The 19837-nt window shown below is 66.4% G+C and carries 13 protein-coding genes; 12 read left to right on the plus strand and 1 reads right to left on the minus strand.

Going from position 1 to position 19837, the window contains the following annotated elements; all coding sequences use genetic code 11:
• The first annotated feature begins 25 nt into the window (after nt 1-25).
• The 12 genes from N511_RS0110735 (at nt 26) to N511_RS0110790 (ending at nt 19022) form a co-directional block, all read left to right on the plus strand.
• Nucleotides 26-238, plus strand: coding sequence for a hypothetical protein (locus N511_RS0110735; RefSeq protein ID WP_027679289.1), 213 nt, complete (start codon nt 26-28; stop codon nt 236-238).
• Nucleotides 239-341: 103 nt separating this feature from the next.
• Nucleotides 342-767, plus strand: coding sequence for a hypothetical protein (locus N511_RS0110740; RefSeq protein WP_027679290.1), 426 nt, complete (start codon nt 342-344; stop codon nt 765-767).
• Nucleotides 764-1585 carry a type III secretion system inner membrane ring lipoprotein SctJ gene (gene sctJ / locus N511_RS24100; RefSeq protein ID WP_051530896.1) on the plus strand — a complete coding sequence of 274 codons (822 nt, stop codon included), beginning with the start codon at nt 764-766 and terminating at the stop codon, nt 1583-1585. Before N511_RS0110740 ends, sctJ begins: the two co-directional genes overlap by 4 nt.
• A gap of 8 nt (nt 1586-1593) precedes the next feature.
• Nucleotides 1594-2268, plus strand: a complete 675-nt coding sequence (locus tag N511_RS0110750) for a hypothetical protein (RefSeq protein ID WP_051530897.1) — start codon at nt 1594-1596, stop codon at nt 2266-2268.
• Complete coding sequence (sctL, locus tag N511_RS0110755) at nt 2250-2864, plus strand: type III secretion system stator protein SctL (RefSeq protein ID WP_027679292.1); 615 nt, start codon at nt 2250-2252, stop codon at nt 2862-2864. The genes N511_RS0110750 and sctL overlap by 19 nt, the downstream gene beginning before the upstream one ends.
• On the plus strand, nt 2861-4285 hold the full coding sequence (gene sctN, locus N511_RS24105) for a type III secretion system ATPase SctN (protein WP_051530898.1): 1425 nt from the start codon (nt 2861-2863) through the stop codon (nt 4283-4285). Before sctL ends, sctN begins: the two co-directional genes overlap by 4 nt.
• The gene (locus tag N511_RS0110765; RefSeq protein ID WP_027679293.1) at nt 4248-4760 is read left to right on the plus strand and encodes a hypothetical protein; all 513 of its coding nucleotides are present in this window, start codon (nt 4248-4250) and stop codon (nt 4758-4760) included. Before sctN ends, N511_RS0110765 begins: the two co-directional genes overlap by 38 nt.
• Nucleotides 4757-5557, plus strand: a complete 801-nt coding sequence (gene sctT, locus N511_RS0110770; RefSeq protein WP_051530899.1) for a type III secretion system export apparatus subunit SctT — start codon at nt 4757-4759, stop codon at nt 5555-5557. The genes N511_RS0110765 and sctT overlap by 4 nt, the downstream gene beginning before the upstream one ends.
• Entirely contained in the window at nt 5554-6597 is a 1044-nt protein-coding gene (locus tag N511_RS0110775) for an EscU/YscU/HrcU family type III secretion system export apparatus switch protein (protein ID WP_027679295.1), read from the plus strand. Before sctT ends, N511_RS0110775 begins: the two co-directional genes overlap by 4 nt.
• Before the next feature lie 296 nt (nt 6598-6893).
• Nucleotides 6894-7796 (plus strand): helix-turn-helix transcriptional regulator, encoded by a 903-nt coding sequence (locus tag N511_RS0110780; protein ID WP_027679296.1) that lies wholly within the window; start codon nt 6894-6896, stop codon nt 7794-7796.
• Between the two features lie 230 nt (nt 7797-8026).
• Nucleotides 8027-18406 (plus strand): LysM peptidoglycan-binding domain-containing protein, encoded by a 10380-nt coding sequence (locus N511_RS0110785; RefSeq protein WP_027679297.1) that lies wholly within the window; start codon nt 8027-8029, stop codon nt 18404-18406.
• 100 nt (nt 18407-18506) lie between these two features.
• Nucleotides 18507-19022, plus strand: coding sequence for a VirK family protein (locus N511_RS0110790; RefSeq protein WP_051530900.1), 516 nt, complete (start codon nt 18507-18509; stop codon nt 19020-19022).
• Between the two features lie 21 nt (nt 19023-19043).
• On the opposite strand, the gene N511_RS0110795 is transcribed toward N511_RS0110790, so the two are convergent.
• Nucleotides 19044-19775: a Crp/Fnr family transcriptional regulator gene (locus N511_RS0110795; protein WP_027679299.1), complete on the minus strand. Its 732-nt coding sequence runs from the start codon at nt 19773-19775 to the stop codon at nt 19044-19046.
• Between the last annotated feature and the right edge of the window lie 62 nt (nt 19776-19837).

The following is a 19837-nucleotide window of genomic DNA, read 5'->3' on the forward strand; positions in this document are numbered from 1 at the left end:
CCCTTAGACCGATCTGGAGAAAACCATGACTTTGGATGTGAACATCGGCAACACCACCAACACCGCGGCGGCTTCGAGCCAGGACACCATCAACCAGATGCAGGAGAACAACAAGATCCAGATGCAGCTCGCCAAGGTGAGCAGCGACGGACAGTTGACCACCATGCTGTGCACCACCCAGGAGCACAACGCGGAAAACCTCAAGCAACTGGCGTCCGAGGGCTCGCGTCCCCAGTAATACACAAAGGGAGGACCGTACTGCTGCGTCCTCCCTTTGTTTCGGGACGTCGCCCCTCTTTTTCTTCCGGGGGCCATCCCATTCCTCATCAGGAGAAAACACCATGTCGACTGAAATCGCGGCCGCAGCAATGGCGCCCAGCATCAACGCCCCCGCCCCACCTGCGCAGGCCGCCGCACACACCGCGCCCAACCGGGCGGGCGACGTGCAGCAGTTCGACGCCATGATGGCCAACGCTGCCATGTCGAATGCTTCCGCCCATGCCAGCGCGCCCGTATCAAGCTCCGGCGTGATGGTCGAGTTGCGTCGTTACGGCAAGGACGTGGCAAACCGCTATGCCGATCTGGAAGACAAGATCACGCAGGTGCATCGCGCCTCGCAAAGCGGCGACATCATGCAGATGAGCGCTGCGAATACCGAGGCCAGCCTGCTGATCGCTTCCACCACCGCAGACCTGCAGATGAATTACGGCCTCGCCAACGCCGCGAACGGCACCCTGAAATCGCTGCTGCACAACTCCAGTCAATGATGATGGCAATCCCTACCGGCTCGGCCCGCTGGCTGCGCTTCGGGCTGGCATGCGCCGCCGCCCTGCTCCTCTGCAGCTGCGACAAGGAACTCGTCTCCAACCTCGGCGAGCCGCAGGCCAACGAAGTGCTGTCCGCGCTGAGCAACGCCGGCATCGGCGCGCGCAAGGAGGCCGTGGACGAGCACGGCTGGCAGGTGCTGGTCGACGACTCCGACATGGGGCAGGCGCTGGACGTGCTGCGCGCACAAGGCCTGCCGCGCGAACCGCTCGCACGCCTGGGCGAGATCTTCCGCAAGCAGGGCCTGGTGGCGACCCCGGCAGAGGAGCGCGTGCGTTATCTGTACGGCATGTCGGAAGAGCTTTCGCGCACGCTGCAGGCCATGGACGGCGTGGTCACCGCGCGCGTGCACGTGGTAATTCCCGAGAACGATCCGCTGTCCGACAAGGTGCGGCCCTCCTCTGCCGCGGTCTACATCAAGTACCGCGACGGCGTGAACCTGCGCGCCATGACGCCGATGGTCAAAGACCTCGTCGCGCACAGCATCGAGGGGCTGAATTACGACAACGTCTCGCTCGTGCTGCAGGGCACCGATCTGGGTGCCAACGAACGCCGCTCGCGCGCAGCCACGTCGCCGTATCTGCTGATCAATGCGCGCAACCCGCTCGTCTGGCTGGTGGGCGTGCTGATCGTGCTGGGCGTACTGGCGGTGCTGGCCACGGCATTGCGCCGCGGCTGGGAGCCCCGCTGGCCCGGGCCGCGCGGCCTGGGCGGACGTCGCGCGGGGCAGTTTGCCAATGACGGCGACCAGGCCGGCTGACCACAACAATGACCGCCGCCGGCATGCTCACGCCCGACAGCGCCCGCCTGGCGCGTCTGCTGTGCGCGTGGAACCTGCACTTTGACCGGGCGCTGCACCCCAGCTGGCTGCCCGCCGAATGGCCGGCGCGCTTTCGCAACTGGGACCGTTTCGGCCCGCAGGGCCGGCGCGTGCTGATGCAGGAATTGCGCCGGCACGAGCCCGCGCTGGATGGCTTCATCGCCGATGTGGATTCACGCGAGGCACGGCTGTGCCTGCTGCCGCGTCAGGCGCTGATACAACTGTCCACCGCCTGCGGCATCGTGCTGCACCGCGCTTGGATTGAAGACATGGCAGGCAAGCGCCTCACGCGCGTGCTTCACCTGGCGCTCGGCAGGCCGCTGATGGAATCGGCCCTGCAGCATGCGGCCGCCTTCGATGCGGTGGCGGAAAGCCTGTCGCCGTATGCCAACACACCGCGGCAGGTGATCGATGTCTTGCAGGAGCGCGGCGCCCGCCTGCTGATCGACCTGACGATGCGCGCGGCACCCGAGCACGGCCAGCGCCTGGCACTGACGTTCGCGCGCGCAGCGTTCGAGCGCGCGCCGTACACGCTGAACGCGCAACAGTGGCAGCAAGTGGCCGACCTCGTTTTCCTTTGCTTCATTCCTGAACAGCTACCGGCATGGGACTGGCTTTTCTGATCAGCAGCGAACACCTGCAAATCCTCAGCGAGCGCAAGGTGCTCAAGGAGCGCGAATACACCGCGCTGCTCGACGCCGAGGCGCTGCTGGGCGCCGCGCAGGCCGACCGCAAACGCCACGAAACCGAAGCCAAGCGGCAATACGCCGAACAGCGTCAGCTCGGCTACGACGACGGCTTCCAGGCTGGGCGCACCGAGGCCGCGCAATCGACCTACGCGACCGTTCTTCAGGCGGCGGCCATGTTGCAGGCCACGCGCGGCAAGATGGCCGAACTGGTGGTGCGCGCCGTCTCCGAAATCGTGGCCGACGCCGACCCGCGCGCCATCATGCTGAGCGCCGCCAAGCGCATCGCCCAGTATCTGCAGGACGAGACGTATCTGCACATCCGCGTGCATCCCGGGCGTGTGCACATGATGCAAGAGGTGCTTGCGGCGCTGCCGGGCGACCATCTGGAGCGACGCACCATCCGCGTGACGGGCGACCCCGCGCTGCGCTACGGCGACTGCTCCGTGCAGACCCCGTCGGGCACCATCGATGCGGGTGTCGACAGCCAGCTCGCCGCGCTGCGTAAGGCGCTGACCGGAGACGGCCAATGACCTCGCCTGACTCGCAGAGCGCGTTGCCGGACTGGAGCCGCGCATGGGGTGACGCATTAGGTGGCGTATTTGATGCGCAAGCGCTGGAGGCCGAACTCTCGCAGGCGCTTGATCGCTTTGCGCCCATCCAGACGCAAGGCCGCGTCACGCGCGCCGTCGGGCTGCTGCTCAGCGCCTCCGGCCTGCAAGCACGGCTGGGCGAAATTTGCCAACTGCGCACGCCCGGCACGCCGGACACGCTGGCCGAGGTGGTGGGCTTTTCTCGCTCGGGCACCTTGCTCACACCGCTTGGCGAAACCAGCGGCCTCTCGGCTGCCACGGCCGTCATTCCCACGGGGCGCGATCACAGTTTCCCGGTCGGCCCGGCGCTGCTCGGCCGCGTGCTCGACGGCTTCGGCCAGCCGCTGGATCGCGCAGGGCCCGTCGCGGCCGTGACGCGCGCCAGCGCGTACGGTGCGCCACCCAACCCGCTCGATCGTCAGTTGGTGGACAAGCCGCTCGCCACGGGCGTGCGCGCCATCGACGCGCTGCTCACCGTGGGCGTGGGGCAGCGCGTGGGCATCCTGGCACCTGCCGGTGTGGGCAAGAGCACCCTGCTCGGCATGATCGCGCGCGGCGCCACTGCCGATGTGAACGTCGTCGCCCTGATTGGCGAACGCGGACGCGAGGTGCGCGAGTTCATCGAGCACCATCTGCCCAAACAGGCGCGCGCACGCACGGTGCTGGTGGTGTCCACCTCCGACCGCCCCGCCATGGAGCGCGTCAAGTCTGCATTTGTCGCCACCGCCATCGCCGAGTATTTCCGCGACCAAGGGCAAAGCGTGCTGCTGCTCATGGATTCGCTCACGCGTTTTGCCCGTGCGCAACGCGAGGTCGGCCTTGCCAGCGGCGAGCCCCCCGCGCGGCGCAGCTTTCCGCCATCGACGTTTGCCATGCTGCCGCGCCTGCTGGAGCGCGCCGGCCCGGGCGCCAAGGGTTCCATCACGGCGTTCTACACCGTGCTGGTAGAAGGCGAGGAAGAGTCCGATCCGATTGCCGAGGAAGTGCGCTCCATCGTCGACGGCCACATCGTGCTCACGCGCAAGCTGGCCACCGAGGGGCAATATCCGCCGATCGATCTGCTGGCGAGCATCAGCCGCGTCATGCCCAACGTGGCCGACGCCGGGCATATGGAAACCGCCAGCCAGCTCAGACGCTGGCTCGCGCGCTATCAAGAGATCGAATTGCTGCTGCAGATTGGCGAATACAAGGCCGGCAGCGACCCGGATGTCGACCGCGCCGTTGCGGCCCGCGATGCGCTGCGCAGGTTCTTTGCCCAGCGCACCGACGAGCGCGTGCGCTTTGAAGACGTGCTGACCGAAGGCCGCCAATTGGTAGAACGCTATGGACACGACACTGGCCACCCTGCGCCGCGTGCGTGACATCCGCCGCCGCAAGGCACTGGCGCGTACGCTTCAGGCCGCCCACGTGGTGCGCGATGCGGAAGCGACCGTCAATGCGTCGCTGCAATCCATCCGCACGCAGACCGACTTCCGCCAGCAGCGCGCAAGGCTGCTCGATGCGGCGCCCCGGGGCGAGGCGTTGACGGTGGACACGCTGGCAATCGCGCATTACGAGCAAGCCAGGCTGCGGCATATCGTGGCCAATGTGCAGACGACGCTGCAGGAACAGCGCCAATCGCTGCAAAGCGGCCAGACGCAGTTGCAGGAAGCGCGCACCGCCTTCGGCCGCGCAGAAGCCGCACGCAGCCGCATCCAGCATCTGGCCGAGCGCGCCAGCGCCCGGAGCGCCGCCCGTGCCGAACTGCGGGCCGAAGACCAGCTCGACGACCACAACGCCCTGGCCTACGCACGCGCGCTCAGCCTTGCCGATGCCGAGGAGCCACCCGCGACATGACCCCGTCCTTCAGTGGCTGGATGGAAACGGGGCACAGCGTCACGCTGGTGCTGCCGCGCCTGTTGCCAATGTTCTTCGTGCTGCCCGTGTTTGGCGAGCGCATGCTCACGGGCCTGGTGCGCAACGGCCTGATTGCCGTGGTGGCGATGTTCATTTCGCCGCTGGTGCCGCTGAGCGTGCTGGGCGAGCAGACACCGGTCATGTGGATGCTGCTGTTGATCAAGGAAGCGGCGCTTGGCCTGCTGCTTGCGATGGGCGCGTCGGCCATGCTCTGGGCGGTGCAGAACGTCGGTTACCTGATCGACTTCCAGACCGGCACGGGCAACGCCACGTTCTTCGATCCGCTCTCGGGGCAGGAAAGCGGCCCGACCGCCAGCTTCCTGGGCTTTCTTGCCATCACGCTGTTCCTGACGGGCGGCGGCCTGCACGTGGTGCTGGGCGCCTTGTTCGAGTCGTACCGTGTGTGGCCCGTGCAGGCCCTGCTGCCCGATGTGCACGTGGCGCTGGACCAGTTCGTCATCCGAGAAGCCGATTCCATCATGACGTGGACGATCAAGCTGGCCGCACCCGTCGTGCTGCTGTTGCTCGTGGTGGAGATCGGCCTGAGCGCGATCAGCCGGTCGGTGCCCCAGTTGAACATCTTCATGTTCTCGCAGCCGATCAAGAGCGGGCTGGCGATGCTGATGATGGTGCTGTTCCTGCAGTTCCTGTATGACGCCCTGCGCCAGTTCATCGACACCGACAGCGGCATGCGCGGCCTGTTGCAGCTGCTCGGCTTTCCGGCGGCCGGACCATGAGCGACAAGCCGCATCAGCCCACACGCAAGCGCCTGGAAGACCGTCGCAAGCGCGGCGAAGTCGTGCGCAGCCAGGAAGTGGTATCCGCGCTCGTCTTTACGTGCATGGTGGGCGCCCTGTCGCTCACGCCCGCCTTGTGGATGGACAGCATCCGCGCCGGCCTCGCCACCCTCGGCCGGGTGCTCGCAGCGCCGGAGCCCGCCAAGCTCATCGGCCCGCTGGTGGCCGATCTGGCAATCCATGCCGCAGGGCTTGCCGTCGGCATCATCGCGCTCAGCGGGTTCATCGCCGCCTTGACCGCGTTCGCGCAGGTGGGCGCGCTGATGAGTCCGGCCAAGATCACGCCCGATCTTTCGCGGCTCAACCCGGCCAATGGCCTGACGCGCATGTTCTCGATGCGCAATCTGGCGGGGCTCGGGCTCATGGTGCTGAAGGTGCTGTGCCTGCTCGGCATCCTCTTTGTGGTGGGTGCAGGCGCCATCGACGCACTGCTCTCCGCCGGGCGGCAGTCGCCTGCGCAGATCCTGCAGGTGGGTGCGCACGTGGTGCTGGTGCTGCTGTCTTGCGTGGCCATCATGCTGCTGGTACTGGCCGCGGCCGATTACATGGTGGTGCGCGCGCAATACCTGAAGGAAGCGCGCATGACGACCGAAGAAATCCGCCGCGAATACCGCGAGAACGAAGGCGACCCGCACCTGCGCGCCCGGCGCCGCCAGCTTGCCCGCGAGGCGCAGTGGAGCGCCCTGCCCGACCGCATCCGGCTGGCCGTGGTGGTCGTGTACTCGCCGCAGTACGCCGTGGCACTGTGGTACGGCGGCCAGGGCACGCTGCCGGTGGTGGTGGCCCGCGGCGAAGGCGAGATGGCCGAGCGCATCCGCAAACTGGCCGAAGCGCAGCTCATTCAAACGCACGGCAACCCGGGGCTTGCAAGCAAGCTCTACGAGCAGGTTCAGCTCGATGCCGCGATTGACCGGACGCTCTTCCGCGAGGTGGCCGAGACGCTGCGCTGGGCCACCGGCGCGAGCCAGACCAGCGCCTGATCTGCGGCACCTTTCCTTTGACTGAGCACATCGGACCGAAGCGGTCCGTTCTGTGTCCAAAGCGGACGTGGACGGCACATGGGCCGTCAAGTTTCAATGTACGCATTGTCGTCGCCGCCCCGCCGAAACACGCACCAGAACTGCGTTTTCCCGGACTGGGGCGGTCGGTCAAAAGACCATGGCAATGCGCAGCAGCATCGGTTGTCGGGACCCGCGCATCGCACATCAGGAACGGCAGCCCGCAAGGGCATCGGTTGGGGGATTGTTTGCACAATCAGAACATCCCGGAGCCACGCATGGACCTCTTGCACACGCAAGACCTGGACCGCACGTCCACCCTCCGGTTCGATTCCGCCCTGCCGGATTTCGAACTGGCCGCTGAACAACCGCCCATCCAGTCGCACGTGCGGTTCTTTACCGAAGAAGAGCTGACCGTCTGGCGCCCCGACGAAGCACCGCGTGGCACCGTCAACCTGCTGGTCGAGCTGCTTTCCTGCACAACCGCTGCTGAACGCAAGATGCTCGTGCGCCATCTGCTGTTCGACATGGGCTTCGACTCGATGGTCTATGCCATAGCGCGCGCCATCAACGCTCGCTCGACGGCGCGCACCTGCCTGGTGAGCTACACCGACGAAGACTGGGCCCGCCGCTACTTCGAAGAACGCTTCTTCGAAGTAGACCCGCGCCGTGAATGGGTGACCCGCAGCGGCATGCCCATGATCTGGGAAGCCGACGACCTGCGTCGCGCCGCCCACGCCGAGCAAGATGCCGAGCGCAAGCGCGCATTCATCGAGATGTCGCTGGCGTCGGGCGTCAGCAGCGGCGTGTTCATCGCCCTGCCCGGCGCGCAGCATGGCACGCGTGCCGTGATCAGCCTCACGTCGAGCGTGCCGGGCCGGCGCTGGATGTCGGATGCGGTCACGGGCCGCGCGCTGGTGCTGGCGCTTGGCATCCACCAGTTCATCTCCGACTACACGAGCATGTCGCGCATGCTGCTCGGTATGGGCCGCAGCATTTCGCAAACGCAGAAGCGCGTGCTGGAGTGCCTGGCCAGAGGCATGCGCGACAAGGAGATCGCGAGCCAGCTCGACATTCCCGTGCACAACGTCGATTACCACCTGCGGCGCCTGCGTGGCGTGTTCGGCGTGCGCAACCGCGTGCAGCTGATCGAAGCCGCGCTCGAGCAACTGGCGTTCTAGCAGGCGGCGTTCAGGCGCACACGCGAGCGGACATGCAGCGGGACATGTAAGCGACGCGGCACGCATATGGCACCGTATTCCAGGGCGGCTTTGCGCCAACAGCGCAGGCGCCCTTACGGAAAGTCGGCGTTGTGTGGCATGCGGCGCGGCCCCAGCATGAACCGGTGTGGCGTGCGTTGCAGATGCTCCGAGCGCACCCACTACCCACTGTTCATCTAGGAACGGCGTGCATGGGACCGAACTGGCCAGACGGCATCAAACCCCCGGATAGCGTTCTCCAGGCGCAACGCGAAGCGCAGGCCGCCTATGCTCGTGCGCAGGAGCAGGCCGCTGCCGCGCAACGGCAAAAGGCCGCCGAAGACGCGCACAAGGCCACGGTCGACCAGCTCGGCAAGCTGAAGCAGGCCGGCAACCCGACCGCGCTGAACCAGGCCGTGAGCGCCGAAATGGCCGCGCTCTACACCCAGGCGCACAACACGCCCTACAACAGCGCCGACGCCAAGCAATTTGCCGAAGCGTTGGCCCTGTTGCAGAGCGCGCACGACAAGGGCAGTGCCGACACGCTGTTCGCCTCGGCCTGCGCCGATGCCGCCATCGACCGCGCCAACAAGGCCGTCAATGGACCGAAGCAGGACTACGCGGCCGCCATGCGCTCGCTGGCCGGCGACCTGGACGTCAATCACGCCACGCCGGACGTCCTTAACTTCACGCTGGGCGACACGCGCACGCGCGACATCGCCAACCACGCGCGTGGCAGCTCGGCCGACGACCTGAAAAACATCGCCCAGTCGATCACGCGGCCCGATGCCAATGCGCCGGAGTTGCTGGCCATGCTGGTCGACCAGCAGCCGCTGGAAACGCTCACGAACCAGTCCGTCCGCAGTTCGGACCCCGCCGCAAAACACGACGCCCTGCTCAACGACCTGATGTTCATCAGCCAGCGGCTGCAGGGTGCGCGCAAGACGAGCTACTCGCCCAGCGGCGAGGAGTTGAACGATCGGCTGGCGCAATCGCTCGCGCATCGGCTGGAGAACGACCCGCTGGTCGATTACACCGGCAACCATCTGGACACGCAAGGTGAAACGTTTGGCATCAAGCAGCTCGTCGACAAGGGTGCCGATCCGACGCTGATGTTCAAGGTGGCGGACCAGATCGGCCGCGACGGCCAGGCAGGCAAGCTCAACAGCCGCGTGGAAAGCCTGTTCGAGGGCGGCACGCGCAACATCCTGCTCAAGGAGCTGGCCGGCAAGACGCACGACAAGCCCATCCAGGCGCCGGTGGCGGCACCGATCAATCCCACGCAGATCCAGCAGATCACCGGCAAGATGCTCAGCAACCTGCCGGGCAATGGCACCACGCTGGCGCCGGGCGTGGACCCGCTGCAATACGCGGCCATCCTTACGCGGCTGCAGGCCGGCGCGCACGCCGACCCGACGGCATTCCAGACCGCGGCAACCGCAGCACAGGAACAGCTCAAGCCCGAAGACCCGCACATCGATGCAAACCAGCGCACCGACGATGCCATCGGGCAGGTCAGCAACCTGCACCTGTTTGCGGACACACCGGCACCGGCCATCCACCAGCTGCTGGATGCGACACCGGCGCAGCAAGATTCCCCCGCGCTGCAGGCCGATCGACATCAGACCGACCAGGCCTGGAACGACCTCACGCAAGCGCAGATCCGGCAAAAGCAAGCCGCCGACAGCCATGGCGACGTGACGAGCGCCAACCAGGCGCTGGCCACCGCCACCACGGCGTACAACAAGGCGGTCGTCCAGGAACTCAAGGACACGTATCCGCAGATTCCCGGTGACGATCTGCTGCGTTACGGCTTGAGCGGCGTCTACCAGAACGACCTGCAGGCCGCCGTGCAGCAGCTCTACCAGCATCACGATGCACAGGTCCCGCAGTTGTCGGGCACCTATCTGCAGGCGGCCATCGTGACGGAGCTGGTAGACAACACCATGCGCAGCACGCCGCCGGGCCAGGGCGCGGAGGCCCCCGAATTCAAGGGGCTGGAGGCGCTCAAGCAATACACGGCCGCCATGGACAACGCGCCGGGCGGCAACACCGTACGCGACGCCATCCTCGGCGACAGCCGCATCCAGCACATGCGGCAGAACGTGGTGAACACCGTCATCGACCCCGTGCGTGGCGAGCCGCAAGACCGCATCAAGGCGCTGGACCAGATGAGCCACATGCTGTCGTCGTATCTGCCGGTGGATTTCGACCACGCCATCCAGAACGCCGTGGAGAACGACCCGACCGTGCAGCACATGGTGGACGAAACCGCCCGGCTCACCACCACGCTGCCGCCGGCCGACGGCATCGCGCGCACCGCAGACCTGCTCGACAGCCTGGACACCACGCCCAACCTGATGGCGCGGCTCTACGCCGTCATCGACCCGCCCGGCGGCAAGCCGCCCTCGGCGATGATGAACTGGATCGCCAACCACCCGCGCGACCAGAAGGCCGTGGATTACTACCGCAACCTCGCGCGCATCGGCAATCGGCTGTTCAACGGCGGACTTATCTTGGGCAATGGCGAGAACGCACTCGTGGATGGCTACGGCCGCCTTGTCCACGCATTCCAGCAGCGCCTGACCGGCGACAAGCCCGTGCTGTCGGACTACGGCGGCACCGAGGCCGGCATGCTCAGCGTCGACACGAACCTGATGCCGACCATCAGCAAGGCGCTGGAAGCCGGGGCACCGCCCAAACTGTTCCTCTCTGCGCTCAACGGCTACAGCTACCGCGACAAGACGGGTGCCATGACGCAAGCGGCCGCCGGCATTGCGCCGACCGACCGCGTGGTCGATCCGATGAACATGGCGCTCAAGGACGCCAAGGGCGGAGCTGCGTCAGACGACAGCCCAGCCGCCAAGGTCAACCAGTCGTTCTCGTCCGAGTTTCAGCAACTGGCCAAGGCCAGCGGCCTGGCACCGCGCAGCTTCGCCACGTTTTCCGATTTCAGCGATTACGTCGGCCAGCAGGCCGGCATCAGTGCGCGCACGCCCGTCACCGCGGCCGACTGGCAGGCCGTGCATGACGGCACGTTCCGCTACTACGACCCCAACCAGCTCGTCTACCGCAACCAGGACGGCAGCGGCACCACGCTCGACGACCTCGCCCGTGCAGCGTGGCAGGCCGGCGGCGGCGACACCGGCCCCGTCACCGTCACCGGCCTCACCTTTGTGCTGGCCGAAGGCAGCAACGACCCGCAGCAATCCGTGCTGCTCGACGTGCGCCGCGACGGCCACGACCGCTACGTCAGCGCCAGCACCGACAAGGCCCACAAGACCCGCGTGTACGACAGCTGGAGCGACTGGGTCAGCAACAACGATTTCGGCATCGGCCAGGTGTCGTACCTCGTGGGCGGACAGGCGACCTTTGACGACCAGGGCAACGCCATGGCGCTGGTGGCCACGCACGAGACCGGCCACGAACCGTGGCTGACGCCCGAGACGGCGATCATGATCAGCGCGGCCGTGGTGTCGATGGTGGCGGCACCCTTTGCCGCGCCCGAGATGGTGCTGCTGGCGATGGCCGCGCGCGGCACGATGTTCGCCATCGGCGCCATGCAAACGAGCGAAGCCGCCGTGCGCGTGCTGGAACACCCGGACAACGCCGCGGCCTGGGCCGATGCCGGCTTTGCGCTGCTCATGACCGCCACCGACGGCATCGGCACGCTCGGCAAGATCGGCCGGGTCGGCATGATCGGCCGCACTGCCGACGACGCCCGCGCGCTCGAACGCTGGCTGGCCGCACGCCCCGTCAAAGGGTTCGCCGACGAGGTCAACACCTTCGCCGAAGACGTCGGGCGCACGCCGCTGTTCAAGGTCGCCAAATACGGATCGATGGCCGGCATGGGCTGGAACATGATCCAGACCGGCGCGCAATGGAACCAGATGACGCACCAGCAGCGTGCTGTCGCCATCGGCCAGACCTTCGGCTTCCTGGCCGCCGGCATGATCGAACAGCCCGGCGAGGCGCTCATGCTGCGCAAGGTGGCGCGGCGCAACGGCAACGCGGTCGGCACAACGTACGCGCCGATGAACGACGAGCAAGCGACCGCGGCGGACGCGTTGCTCGATCAGTTGCATCAATGGATGCCCAAGCCGGGAGAGGGCCTGCACCCTGTCGTTGCCAAACTGGGGGCGGATGCATTCGACCATCTGCGGGACGCGCTCGCCGGCAGACAGCTGGATGCACCGGCCGTGCGGGCGCTGGGCCAGCTCGCAGCGATGACCAACGAGGCTGGCGCGCTCGCCAACACCACCGTACCCGTCGCGGCCTTGAGCGGCAACGTGATCCAGCTCGATGGCGACCCGCACGACAAGGCTGCCCATACCGAACCCGAGGTGCTTCCCAGTGATCGCCCCAGGCGTTATGGCACGCCGGGGCTGCATTTCGAGGACCTCGCCGACCCGCGTGTTCTGGCTCGGGAGCGTGTTGCCATCCTCGACGACCTGCACGAGGAGATCAACCGGCTGTATCTGTACAGCGGCGAACCCCACGCGGGCATGGGGATGGTCGTCTCCCGCTCCACGCCCGAAGAAGTGCAGCAGCATGGCCTGGACGCGCGGCAGATCCATCGCAACGTGACGGCCTTCGGCTTGTTGATGCACATGGAGCCCGACGAGTATCTCTATCTGCTCCCGCTGGGCAACCTGCGCGTGTCGGACGAGCCCGTGGCGGGCCGACGCACCGAGAACGGCAGGCCCGTCGCCGACGGCCTGCCCGTGGCAAGCATGCAGCCCGCCAGCAAGATACTTGGCTATATCCCATCTGCAACTGCAAGCCAGGGAGGGCCCAGGATCGAGCTGAACTACGATCCGGCTGGCTCCATGCAACCGTACGACGGCAGCCTTGCATTCCTGCCGACCGTCTACCGTGCCGCCTGTGCCGACACGCCGCATATCAATCTGATCGACCCGGAGTTTCCGGACTCCGCGCCGTTCCTGATGCACTTCCCGCAGCGCCCCGCCAACCTCAGCGGCGTACCCACCGACGTGCCGATTCCGTATGGCAGCCCGGCACCGGGCAAAAGCGGCATCACGCCGGCCTATGTGATTGCCGGCGAGGTGGAACACCACGGCATCTGGCTCGACGTGAAATCGGCCTACGGGTCCATCGACGACGTCCCCGCCGGCTTACCCATGCGGCAGTCCGATCACGGGCCGCAGGTGCGGCTGGACGGCGTCGCGCTGGCCGAACGCGTGTGGAACGATCAGACCTTCAGCATGGAGACGACGAGCCACATCGTCGTGCTTGGCTGCGATACCCGCTCGGGGACAGCACCGCCGCTGCTGGTGAATCTGTCGAACGAACTGTCCAACCGCATACGCCAGCGACGCAGCGCCGACGGGCAGATTGCCGACCCACGCCCCGGTATTCGCGTGCAGGGTCAGGACGGGCTCGACTGGCTGCAGCTTTCCGACGGAGCACAAGACGGGCGCCGGCACGTCATCAACGCCCATTTCGATGGGCAGACGCACGGCATCGTGGCGCTGCCCGTCATCTCACATGCCGATGCGCTCTATGCCAAGACGAAAGAGCGGCTGCGCATGCTGTATGACGGCGATGAGCCGGTCTTTCCCGAGGGCGACAGGATGATGCTGCTGCTCGACGAGGCGCACAGCCAGATCGCGGCGGCAAACGACCTGGCGCAACACGGCACGCCGTCGGGCGCCTACAGGACAGCGAGTGATCCGCTGGAACTCCTGGTGGGCTCGCCCGCATCGCACGTTGCCGATGCAGTCAACCAGCGGCCGTTCGCAGACGCCTGCAACCAGATTCTTTCGCTGCTCAATGCGGACCTCCCATCTTCCGTGCTTCGGATGCGGATTGCGGATGTGCTTGGCAGGGTGGTCGCGCATCCTCACCTCACCTACAAGCGCGAAGTGCCCGCCATGCCGGCGCTGGGCAAGCCGCGCCCGGTTACGCTCACGCTCCACGCGAAGGGCGCGCCAGACCCGGCCACCCCCGCGGTTCTCGTTAACGGGCGGCCTGCCTACGACTGCACCGCCTGGGACGACCTGCCCGCCCAGCCGCTGCTCGTGAACGCCAGCACCGCGTTCCACGACAACATGCACTTCCCGGCGGGTATGGTCGGCGCGGCGTTCGACGGGCACGGCCCGATCGTCAACAGCGCAGACAACGCTCTCCTCACGCCGTTCGACATTGCGCGCGCGCTGATCGACACCCCGTTCGACCAGATCCGTTTTGAAGGCACCACTCGCACCCGGGACGTTGGCACCGACGGCGCAATGCTCACGTTGCGTCGCGTGATGGAGATGAATCCGGAAATGGAGGTACCTGGGTTCTTCGTCGCGCTCCAGCATGGGGGCGCAATCATGCCGGAAGTAGCGCGCTGGCTGGCCTTCCTGCTCAAGCGTGACAACGTGCGCGTGTTCGGCCTGGACGGCCAGCGCGCGCCGCTGTCTGGAGGCGTCTTGAGAGACCCCGAAACCGGCAAGCCGACAAGTGAACGCGTCCGCACGGTGCACGAAGACGGCACCGAAGGGCGCATCGTCCTCTACACCGCAAAGGACGGCAGCGACACACCGGCGCTTCCGAGCATGATCAAACCCCGTACCGCCGATATCGGCGCGAAAGCCATCGGCGGCATGCGGTACGCCTTGCCGGAAGACGTGCTGATCGTCGAGGGCAAGCTGCTCGATGGCGACCCGAATGCGATCTGGCTCGACGGCATCGTTGAAAAAAATGGGCGGACCGAGCCATCGATTTTCTCCAGTAGCGAACTGGCCGAGTTGATCAGCGCCCGGCTATGGGCCAAAGGCTTCGAGAACGCTGATGCCGTGCCCGTCGTGTTGATGGTCGACAACGGGCTCAAACTCAGTCAGCGTCTCTCCGAGGCAATGCCCAATCCGGTGTTCGCGACCGAACACAAGATTGACCGCTCGCAGATACACAACCCAGACTGCCGCGTCGTTCCCACGCACCCAGACGACCCCGCGTTCGCCGCTGCCCGCCAGCCTGGATGGAAACTTGATCCAAACGGCCGAGCGTGGCCGCCTTCCGAAGAAACGCCCTACGTACCGCCTACCGAGGCGTCATCCGAGCCACGAACACCACAGGCAACCCGAGAAACACCGCCCGACGAAATGCCGGGCGATCCGGACGTCATCACGCTCGACAGTGGCGGCGGTCCGTCTGCATCGCAACCAGCCTCGTCCTCCGGCGGAACGAGCCAGAGCCCGACCAGCCAGCCGGTGCCAGCGGACAAACCGCTCAGCCGGTTCAAGCGTGTAACGCGTGGGGTGCAGGACCTACCCGCCCGCGCCGCCGTTGGCGCCATGGCCGGTCCCCGCCGCATGCTCGCCCTCATGCCGATGCGCACGGCGGCGGCGCGCGTGGAGCGCGGCCGCGCGCTGCATGTTTCGGGTGAAAACTTCCACCAGGTCGCCATGTCGCACAGCAATGGCGCGCTGGATAGCACGCGCCATTTCACCTACGCATTTGCCCGCAATGAGAACGGGCCGGATACGCTGCTCGGGCAGGTTGTGTTCGACGATAAGGGTGTGCCGTCCTGGCGTGCCCTGGATGCCGGCAAGCGCCACTTCGACGGGCTGGTCCCCATGGCGGACAGCCCGCTGGGCGCACGGACCTCCTACACGCCCGAAACCCTGTTCGTGGTCAGCCAGCGGCCACCTGCGGAAGTGGCCATCGATCAGAGCGTCAAGGAGCTGGGCCGAAAGCGCACGTATCGCGGCGCGGGGCTTGCTGAGTCGGACAAGGCGTCGGTGCGGCCGGAACTCGCCGCCATCGTCGACACCGCAGGCACGCAGGGCAGCAAGATCAAGGAGCGCGGGATCCGCAACGTCGATGCGCCGGGCCTGGCCGCCGTCACGAAGCGATCCCGTCAGAACAGCGATCTTCCGTTGCCTGCACGCATCCGACGCACGTTCAAGGAATCGTTGTTCGTGATGCGCGACTACCCGACCGTGGGTCTGCTGCGCGAGCAGACTGCGCTCAAGCTGCTGGAGAACGCCTGCAGGGTGCTCGGCGTGCCGTTCCCGCGCAAGCTTGCCCAGCACTTCAGCGTAGCCAGTACGGCAGACCGCCGCGCCGTACGCGCGTACCTGAACCTGCCGCATAAGGAACAGGATTTGGTCACGCTGGCCGCGCGCACAATTTCTCCGTCGAACATCGAGACTGCCGGCGAGGCGCTGCTGTGCAAGAACATCGGCGTGATCACCGAGATCCGGGTGGTGGCAGCAGAAAGCATGCTGTCGGCCGCCGGTCTCGGACGCCCGCTGACGCACGTGCGCCGCATGTGGCAGGCCGCAATGCGCGAGCACGGCAATGTCTCGTTCGATGAGAACGTCGGCGGGCTGGTCAACAAGGACGGTGTGATGGTCGTCGCGCTGGACTGGTTGAACCAGGACTCCGTCAACAAGATGCTGGACTTTTCAGCCAAGACCGGCGCGCAGGTCACCCTCTGGATGGACCCGGCCAACATGCGCGTCGGCACCGATGGGCGCCCGGTGCCGGGGCCGAACCGTCCCATCAACATGGTGCGGTTTGGCAAGGCTTATGAAGCCTGGATGCTCGACAATCCCGGCAAACACCCCACGGTGAATGTGTTCGGCACCGGCAACGACAACGTGCTCGATCCGGTGGAGGGCATCGCTTCGCTCAAGGTCGCGCGCACGCTGCTGGACAGCCCGTACATGACCGATGTGCATATTGCGCTGGACGGTACCTCCGACTACACGCGTTCGCAGGAGCTGACGCGGGCCACGGCGGAGTTGATCCTTGAGAACGACAACTGGAAGCGCATCCACTTCGATGCTGCGCTCGGACGGCCGTTGAACCGCCTCACAAAGGAGGACATGTCGATCCTCTACGAGCCCCTGATGAATCAGGTGCGTGAGGTCATTGACGAGCGCAACCTGCAAGTCAAGTTCGAAGACGTGCGTCGCGCACTGTTCGCGGAGAACACAACGCATCGGGTCGAACAAGCGAAGTACAGCACGATCCAATGGGCGCGCTCGAATCGCGATGCACTCGGCGTGCAGTCCAACCCGCGTGCGGACGCCCATGCGCAGCGCTGGCTCGATGAGCACGGTGATCGTGTGCAGCGTAGCCACGTGGCCCCCGCAGAACCTGCACATGATGCCGTCCTGACCGACTGGGACGGCTTGATGACCGACCCTGAACTCGACCCGGCACGCTACCAGCAGCACCGCGACCTGACACCGATTCCCGTGGCAGAAGACGATGCCGATGCCATGCTGCGCGCGCTCGGCTACGGCCCGATGCGCGCGCCTACCAAGCTGCTGCAACGCACCGATGCGCCGTCGGCCTATGGGTCACTCAACCAGCGGGCGCTCCTGCAGATCGGCAAGGCGGTCGCGGCCGGCGCAGGCGGTGCCGCCCTCTCTGCCCTGCTCGTCAGCCTGGGCAAGGTGGACCTGCGCGATTCGGCCTCACTGGCGCGAGCGCTGCCGGCGTTCGGTCGCACGGCACAGCAATGGCGCGCCATCCTCAGCTCGAGCATCCAGCGCGGTGATACCGCGATGATCGAGAACAAGCTCATCGCGTATTACGCAGGCATCGAACGCTATGCCAAGGCACGTGATGTCTCGCCCGAGCGCCTGCCCCACATCCGCGCGGTCATGGAAGAAACGCTGGCTGCCATCGGCATGCTGCGCGACCGGGCCAAGCCTGGTGCCCAACCCCGTCTCAGCGAGGAAGAGCGCGATACCCACATTGCGCGCGTCACGTCCACCTGTTTGCAACTTGTCGACGGCTATCTCGGGCTGCCCGCGTCGCAGATGCACTTCATGCATTCGGGCGTGCGGTCGGGCCAACTTGGGCGCCTGGCGTCCACGGTAGGCGGCGTGGTGGGCGTCGGCGCGTGGGGCGGCATGATGCTCGAAGGCGTTGTGCCACCGGCGCTGGCGATCACCATGATGGCGGGCAGCACCCTCAACGCGTTCTATCACGGCCTGCTGCGCTACAGCTTCCGCCGCGGCTTCGACTTCAACAACAGCGATGTCGTCCGCTCGCTTGTGCACGGTGCGTACACGTTGTCTTCCACGGGCACCATCGTCTCGGCGATGACGCACCCGCCAAGCGTCGCCGGGGCCGTATCGGTGGGCGGTTCGGTGATCTACCTGATGTCGACGCTCAAGGCCGTGGTGCCAAACTTCATGCCGGGCGTGATCCGCGCCAGTGCGGGCCTCACTGCCTTGGCTGAAACCACCGCGCTGATTTCAGCCTGGATCAACTCGGGGCAGGGAGCACAACCCGTGCAGCCCAATCAGCCGCCCCAACAAACCGGCCCGGCACAGCCACCGCCCCATACGCCGGTCCTTCCGCCACCGCCACCCGTGCCGCCCGCACCGGTGACGCACCTGGTGCCCGCCGTCACGCACGACGTACTGGCCGGCGAATCACTCTCGCGCATCCTGCGCAACGAGGCGAACCGCGGCACGATCGTGGTCGGCCCGACGTATCGCGAGCTGGAAGCGGTGATCGACGAGGTTGCGCGACTGAACCAGCTTGCGAATCCCGATCTGATCCATATCGGGCAGAACCTCATCATCGTGCCGGCGCATCAGGCGCCGGGACCCGGCTGAGTGCGAGCGTGCGTGTTGCCGTGTCTACGCACCAGCGTAGTCGCACACGCCCACGCGCCACCCTACGCTGCACATTCCCCTTCACTACGGAGCACGCTCCATGTCGACCCATCACGCATTCCGTTCCCTTCAACCTGCCCTGCGTACTGCGCTGATATGCGCCGCCTTGACGGCTTTGACCACTGCGCCGCAGCTCGCCCAGGCACAGGTGGCGCCGCGTTTGGCGGTGTCGCATTACGACGTCCTGCGTACGGAGTTGTTCTCGGGCATTCCGGTCACGGCGGTCTTCTCGCCGTCGCAATGTCCGAATGGACAAGGCGCCGGCGCCAAGGCAGCGGCGCCGGTGGTGCACGGTGGTTTTGCGGTGCGTGACTTCCTTGAAGTCGAGGGCAGCAACATCGGCTTCTCTAACCAGCATCTGACGCTGCGCCCCGACGGCACGCCTGTACTGGAACTTGCGCAGTACCGCGTGACGCCCGACGACAAGGCCACGGTGACTGTGTCGTTTCTTTCGCCGCTGACGTATCAGGCCGTGTCGGCGCCGCAGACGTTCCAGTGCGCGATCGGCGCGGGCCTGGACTTTTCGATTGGGCTGGCAGGTCTGCTGCGGCGGTAAGCGGACGCGGCCTGCGCGCGCTCACCCCTTGGCGATGTCGCGCAGGCCGGGCAGATCGAGCAGTTCGATCTCGCCATAGGCAACCTTGAGAATGCCGCGCGCCTGAAAATCCTTGAGCACGAGATTGACGGTCTGGCGTGACAGCGCGAGCAGCAAAGCAAGCTGCTCCTGCGGAACGCGCAGCACGCGGCGGGTGCCGAGGCGCAAGTCGCCGTAGCCGGCGGCCATCAGCAACAGGCGTCGCGCCACCCGCACTGAGGCCGGCAACAGCGCCGTTTCTTCCAGCACGGAAAAAGCGAGGCGCAGCTTGTGCGTCAGCAGCAACGCAAAAGCGTGCGTGTGCTGCGGCGCACGTTCAAGCAGGTCCATCAACGCGGCCTGCGGCATGTGCAGCAGCACCGAATCGCCCTCGCCCCACGCATCGTGTGTGCGCGCCTGGTTGTCGAACACGCCGATCTCGCCAAACCAGTTCACGGGCTCCAGCACGGCCAGCAGCGCTTCGCGGCCATCCGCCGTGGTGGCACGCACCCGAATGCCGCCTTCCACCACGCAATACAGCCCGTCGGGCGGATCGCCGCGCCGAAACAGCACCTCCCCGTCGGCCAGCCGGCGCACGATCGCCATGTCGATGAGGATTTCCTGCAGGGGCTTGCCCAGACCGCCAAACCAGTTGCTGGCGTGCAGGCGGTCCCGGTACAGCGCCGCTGAGAGCGGGCCGGGAGGTGGAGTGCTTCGGGCGGGGGCGGAATCCATGGGCGCGGGGCAGTGGAATGTGGCGGATGCGACAGGCCCCAAACACGAATGCGCTGTCTGCG

Source organism: Ralstonia sp. UNC404CL21Col (assembly GCF_000620465.1).
GTDB lineage: Bacteria > Pseudomonadota > Gammaproteobacteria > Burkholderiales > Burkholderiaceae > Ralstonia > Ralstonia flatus.

Bases quoted from the DNA above. Each gene is read 5' to 3' on its own strand.
- N511_RS0110750 (WP_051530897.1), top strand. From the start codon at position 1,594: ATGACCGCCGCCGGCATGCTCACGCCCGACAGCGCCCGCCTGGCGCGT.
- N511_RS0110775 (WP_027679295.1), top strand. From the start codon at position 5,554: ATGAGCGACAAGCCGCATCAGCCCACACGCAAGCGCCTGGAAGACCGT.
- sctN (WP_051530898.1), top strand. From the start codon at position 2,861: ATGACCTCGCCTGACTCGCAGAGCGCGTTGCCGGACTGGAGCCGCGCA.
- sctT (WP_051530899.1), top strand. From the start codon at position 4,757: ATGACCCCGTCCTTCAGTGGCTGGATGGAAACGGGGCACAGCGTCACG.
- N511_RS0110735 (WP_027679289.1), top strand. From the start codon at position 26: ATGACTTTGGATGTGAACATCGGCAACACCACCAACACCGCGGCGGCT.
- N511_RS0110790 (WP_051530900.1), top strand. From the start codon at position 18,507: ATGTCGACCCATCACGCATTCCGTTCCCTTCAACCTGCCCTGCGTACT.
- N511_RS0110765 (WP_027679293.1), top strand. From the start codon at position 4,248: ATGGACACGACACTGGCCACCCTGCGCCGCGTGCGTGACATCCGCCGC.
- N511_RS0110785 (WP_027679297.1), top strand. From the start codon at position 8,027: ATGGGACCGAACTGGCCAGACGGCATCAAACCCCCGGATAGCGTTCTC.
- sctJ (WP_051530896.1), top strand. From the start codon at position 764: ATGATGATGGCAATCCCTACCGGCTCGGCCCGCTGGCTGCGCTTCGGG.
- N511_RS0110740 (WP_027679290.1), top strand. From the start codon at position 342: ATGTCGACTGAAATCGCGGCCGCAGCAATGGCGCCCAGCATCAACGCC.
- N511_RS0110795 (WP_027679299.1), bottom strand. From the start codon at position 19,775: ATGGATTCCGCCCCCGCCCGAAGCACTCCACCTCCCGGCCCGCTCTCA.
- N511_RS0110780 (WP_027679296.1), top strand. From the start codon at position 6,894: ATGGACCTCTTGCACACGCAAGACCTGGACCGCACGTCCACCCTCCGG.
- sctL (WP_027679292.1), top strand. From the start codon at position 2,250: ATGGGACTGGCTTTTCTGATCAGCAGCGAACACCTGCAAATCCTCAGC.